The organism is Aeromonas caviae, from assembly GCF_000819785.1.
Classification (GTDB): Bacteria; Pseudomonadota; Gammaproteobacteria; order Enterobacterales; family Aeromonadaceae; genus Aeromonas; species Aeromonas caviae.
Window position 1 is genome coordinate 1 of the sequence record NZ_CDBK01000051.1, and the last position, 4,905, is coordinate 4,905.

4 protein-coding genes are annotated in these 4,905 nt (G+C 60.8%); all 4 read left to right on the top strand.

Going from position 1 to position 4,905, the window contains the following annotated elements:
* The first annotated feature begins 107 nt into the window (after window positions 1–107).
* The 4 genes from BN1120_RS08785 (at window position 108) to BN1120_RS08800 (ending at window position 4,772) form a co-directional block, all read left to right on the top strand.
* A complete protein-coding gene (locus BN1120_RS08785) occupies window positions 108–743 on the top strand; it encodes a YitT family protein (protein ID WP_010674548.1) in 636 nt (211 codons plus the stop codon).
* 264 nt (window positions 744–1,007) lie between these two features.
* Window positions 1,008–2,471 (top strand): IMP dehydrogenase, encoded by a 1,464-nt coding sequence (gene guaB, locus BN1120_RS08790; protein ID WP_010674549.1) that lies wholly within the window; start codon window positions 1,008–1,010, stop codon window positions 2,469–2,471.
* A gap of 84 nt (window positions 2,472–2,555) precedes the next feature.
* Window positions 2,556–4,145, top strand: coding sequence for a glutamine-hydrolyzing GMP synthase (guaA, locus tag BN1120_RS08795; RefSeq protein WP_010674550.1), 1,590 nt, complete (start codon window positions 2,556–2,558; stop codon window positions 4,143–4,145).
* A gap of 354 nt (window positions 4,146–4,499) precedes the next feature.
* The gene (locus BN1120_RS08800) at window positions 4,500–4,772 is read left to right on the top strand and encodes a hypothetical protein (protein WP_042015671.1); all 273 of its coding nucleotides are present in this window, start codon (window positions 4,500–4,502) and stop codon (window positions 4,770–4,772) included.
* The last annotated feature ends 133 nt before the right edge of the window (window positions 4,773–4,905 follow it).

The window sequence follows — 4,905 nt, forward strand, 5'->3', positions numbered from 1 at the left end:
AGATTGGGGGTGGGGACGGCAAGGTGAACGGGTCGCCGCCATCAGCCCCAATGCGGCCTGGTTGTCGGGCAACGGATGCCACCATCACATCGGATCTAAGGAGTCATATGGAAGGTGAAATGACCATGCAGCCAGCGGCTGCGGGCAGGGGGCTGGCCCATACCCTCAAGGACGATGTCTACGGCATGGTGCTCGGGGTCATGTTTATCGCCGTGGGGCTCAATCTGCTCAAGTGTTCCGGCATGATCACCGGTGGCATCGCGGGCATCGCCCTGCTGATCGCCCATGTCAGCACCCTGCCCATCGGCGTGCTCTTCTTCCTGGTGAACCTGCCCTTCATGGTGTTCTGCTACGTCACCATGGGGCGCGCCTTCACCCTCAAGACGCTGATCGTCAACGTCGCCCTCTCGGCTGCCACCCAGGCGGTGCCGCTGCTGCTGACGGTGAGCTATGTCCACCCCCTGTTTGCCGCTCTGGTGGGGGGAACCTTCCTCGGCATGGGGGTCTTGTCTCTGGCGCGCCACAATGCCTCCGTGGGGGGCACCGGCGTGGTGACGCTCTGGTTGCAACGGCGCACCGGCATCAATGCGGGAAAGAGCCAGATGGTGCTGGATGTGCTGGTGTTTGCGCTCTCTCTGCTCACCCTGCCGCTTCCCCTGCTGCTCTGGTCAACCCTGAGTGCGCTGGCCATGAACGCCATGCTGATGAACTGGCACAAGCCGGGCCGCTATCAGGGGAACTGAACCCCGGTCTGGCTGACGGCTGAGAGGGAAAAAAGGCCGTTCCGGGAGACTGGCGGCAGAAAGGGGCTCAACGGCAAAAAAGATCATCTTGTCGGGAAAAACGGCATGGTTACGGCTGAATTTATTGGTTTTTTGCCCTGTTGGTGGCGTTAAATCGGGCTACGCCATAAAAAATTCAAAAAACTTCTTTACCACTGCCCAATGCATGAGTAAAATTTGTCGGCAATATTTTACACCCCCACTCCTCAACGGTGAGATATTGCCATGCTCAGGATTGCCAAAGAAGCGCTGACCTTCGACGATGTACTGTTGGTTCCAGCCCACTCCACTGTTCTCCCCAATACCGCCGACCTGCGTACCAAGCTCACGTCTGCGATCACGCTGAATATTCCGATGATCTCCGCTGCCATGGACACAGTGACCGAAGCCCGTCTGGCTATCGCACTGGCCCAGGAAGGCGGTATCGGCTTCATTCACAAGAACATGTCCATCGAGCAGCAGGCTGCCGAAGTGCGCAAGGTCAAGAAGTACGAGAGCGGCGTGGTCAGCGACCCCGTTACCGTGCGCCCTGACATGACCATCGCCCAGATCAAGGAGCTGAGCCACAAGAACGGTTTCGCCGGTTACCCCGTGGTGACTGACGGCAACCAGCTGGTGGGTATCATCACCGGCCGTGACGTGCGCTTCGTCATCGATCTCTCCCAGACCGTCGAACAGATCATGACCCAGAAAGATCGTCTGGTGACCGTGCGTGAAGGGGCCCCTCGTGAAGAGGTGGTGGCTCTGATGCAAAAGCACCGCATCGAGAAGGTGCTGGTGGTCAACGGCGACTTCAAGCTCAAGGGCATGATCACCGTGAAGGACTTCCAGAAAGCCGAGCGCAAGCCCAACGCCTGCAAAGACGAGCGTGGCCGTCTGCGGGTCGGTGCCGCCGTCGGTGCCGGCGCAGGCAACGAAGAGCGCGTCGCCGCCCTGGTGGAAGCCGGTGTGGACGTGCTGCTGATTGACTCCTCCCACGGCCACTCCCAGGGCGTGCTGGATCGCATCAAGGCGACCCGTGAAGCCTATCCTGACCTGCAAATCATCGGCGGCAACGTCGCCACTGCCGCGGGCGCCAAGGCGCTGGTGGAAGCGGGTGTCAACGCCGTCAAGGTCGGTATCGGCCCGGGCTCCATCTGTACTACCCGTATCGTGACCGGCGTGGGCGTGCCCCAGATCACCGCCATCTCCGACGCCGTCGACGCCTTGGAAGGCACCGGCGTACCGGTGATTGCCGATGGCGGCATCCGCTTCTCCGGCGACGTGGCCAAGGCCATCGCCGCGGGCGCAAGCTGCGTCATGGTGGGCTCCATGTTTGCCGGTACCGAAGAGGCGCCGGGCGAGATCGAGCTCTATCAGGGCCGCTCCTTCAAGTCCTACCGCGGCATGGGCTCTCTGGGTGCCATGTCCAAGGGCTCCAGCGACCGTTACTTCCAGACCGACAACGCCGCCGACAAGCTGGTGCCGGAAGGGATCGAAGGGCGCGTGCCGTACAAGGGCCGCCTCAAAGAGATCATCCACCAGCAGATGGGCGGCCTGCGCTCCTCCATGGGTCTGACCGGCAGCGCGACCATCGACGACATGCGCACCAAGGCCGAGTTCGTGCGCATCTCGGGCGCCGGGATGAAAGAGTCCCACGTTCACGACGTGACCATTACCAAAGAAGCCCCCAACTACCGGATGGGCTGATGAAACGGGGCTCTGCGCCCCGTTTTTCCACCCTTTTTTTATCCCGTGCTTTTTGTGACAACATCAGCCTGATGCAGGAATAAAATGACTAAAGACATTCACGCCCACCGTATCCTTATCCTGGATTTCGGTTCCCAGTACACCCAGCTCATCGCCCGTCGCGTCCGTGAAATCGGCGTCTACTGCGAGCTGTGGGCCTGGGACGTAACCGAAGAGCAGATCCGCGAGTTCAATCCGAGCGGCATCATCCTCTCCGGCGGCCCGGAATCCGTGACCGAGGCGGGCAGCCCGCGCGCCCCCGAGTACGTGTTCAACGCCGGTGTGCCGGTGTTCGGTATCTGCTACGGCATGCAGACCATGTCCGAGCAGCTCGGCGGCAAGGTGCAGTCCTCCAACCTGCGTGAATTTGGCTACGCCCAGGTCGAAGTGCTGGGCCAGTCCGGCAAGACCAGCGCCCTCTTGCGCAACATCGAAGACGCCATTGCCGACAACGGCAATGCCCTGCTGGATGTCTGGATGAGCCACGGCGACAAGGTCACCGAGATCCCCGCCGGCTTCACCACCATTGCCCAGACCGCGACCTGCCCCCACGCCGCCATGGCCGACGAAGCCAAGCGCTTCTACGGCGTGCAGTTCCACCCGGAAGTGACCCACACCCGTCAGGGTGCCCGCATGCTGGAGCACTTCGTCAAGGACATCTGCGGCTGCGAGTGCCTCTGGACCCCGGCCACCATCATCGACGACGCCGTTGCCCGCATCCGCGAGCAGGTGGGTGACGACGAGGTGATCCTGGGCCTCTCCGGCGGCGTGGACTCCTCCGTGGTCGCCATGCTGGTGCACCGCGCCATCGGCGATCGCCTGACCTGCGTCTTCGTCGACAACGGCCTGCTGCGCCTGAACGAAGGCCAGCAGGTGATGGACATGTTCGGCGATCACTTCGGCCTGAACATCATCAAGGTCGATGCCGAAGAGCGCTTCCTCTCCGCCCTCGCGGGCATTGACGAGCCGGAAGCCAAGCGCAAGACCATCGGCCGCGTCTTCGTCGAAGTGTTCGACGACGAGTCCAAGAAGCTCAAGAACGCCAAGTGGCTGGCCCAGGGCACCATCTACCCGGACGTCATCGAATCCGCTGCCAGCAAGACCGGCAAGGCTCACGTGATCAAGTCCCACCACAACGTCGGCGGCCTGCCGGAAGAGATGAAGATGGGTCTGGTGGAGCCGCTGCGCGAGCTGTTCAAGGACGAAGTGCGCCGTGTCGGCCTCGAACTCGGCCTGCCCTACGACATGCTCTACCGTCACCCCTTCCCGGGTCCGGGCCTGGGCGTGCGTGTGCTTGGCGAAGTGAAGAAAGAGTACTGCGACCTGCTGCGCAAGGCTGACGCCATCTTCATCGAAGAGCTGCGCAAGGCCGACCTCTACAACCAGGTCAGCCAGGCGTTCGCCGTCTTCCTGCCGGTGCGCTCCGTCGGCGTCATGGGCGATGGCCGCAAGTACGACTGGGTCATTGCGCTGCGCGCCGTCGAGACCATCGACTTCATGACCGCCCACTGGGCTCACCTGCCGTACGACTTCCTCGGCCACGTGTCGAACCGCATCATCAACGAGATCAACGGCATCTCTCGCGTGGTGTACGACGTCTCCGGCAAGCCGCCCGCAACCATCGAATGGGAATAAGCGGTTAACGCCTCTCCCTGCGATCACGCAAAACTGTCAAAAAGGCGCCCTTGAGGCGCCTTTTCTTTTTCCAATCGTTTGCGCCTCACTTTTCCCCTCGCTAGCCGCTTTCTCACCTACCAGCCTCTGTCATAAGGGTCTGGATCTCGCACTAGGCTCTGCCGTGCCAATTAAGACCTACGCCGTAAGGCGGCGGTCGTGGCAGAAGGGGAGGGGGCGACAGCAAAGCTTTCATATGCACTGTCGGCACCAGACATACCGATATCTGGTATGGCCCCCGGTGGAGTCTGGACACTACTTGAATAAACGGTGCGGAATCCGAACAGCCAAACGAGTAGGGCAAGTAAGTCTGTTATGTCAGAACAAGCAGTGTTGTTGGGTGGATGGACTGCCTACCACAAGCTGAGTGCCAAGGATCAGGCGGTATTCAACCAGGCGCTGGAAGGGTTTGTCGGGGTACAGTACCAACCCTTTGAAGTCTCCACCCAGGTGGTGGCCGGCACCAATTACCGCTTCAAATGCAAGAGCACTGTGCCGCTGTCCAACCCCATCCACGGAGAAGCCGTGGTGCAGATCTTCCAATCCCTGGATAGGTCGGCTCATATCACCTCCATCACCCCGATCTGATTGTGTTGCGGGGCTTGGCAGTGAGGGGAGAGACCTCCTAACCGGTTTGCTCCAGACTCCAGATAAAAGAAAGACGCCTTAGGGCATCTTTCTTATTTCAGCAACCAATCGTTTGTATGGAGATGGTATTCAC

Excerpts from the sequence above, each read along its gene's own strand:
- BN1120_RS08785 (WP_010674548.1), top strand. The coding sequence starts at position 108 with ATGGAAGGTGAAATGACCATGCAGCCAGCGGCTGCGGGCAGGGGGCTG.
- guaB (WP_010674549.1), top strand. The coding sequence starts at position 1,008 with ATGCTCAGGATTGCCAAAGAAGCGCTGACCTTCGACGATGTACTGTTG.
- guaA (WP_010674550.1), top strand. The coding sequence starts at position 2,556 with ATGACTAAAGACATTCACGCCCACCGTATCCTTATCCTGGATTTCGGT.
- BN1120_RS08800 (WP_042015671.1), top strand. The coding sequence starts at position 4,500 with ATGTCAGAACAAGCAGTGTTGTTGGGTGGATGGACTGCCTACCACAAG.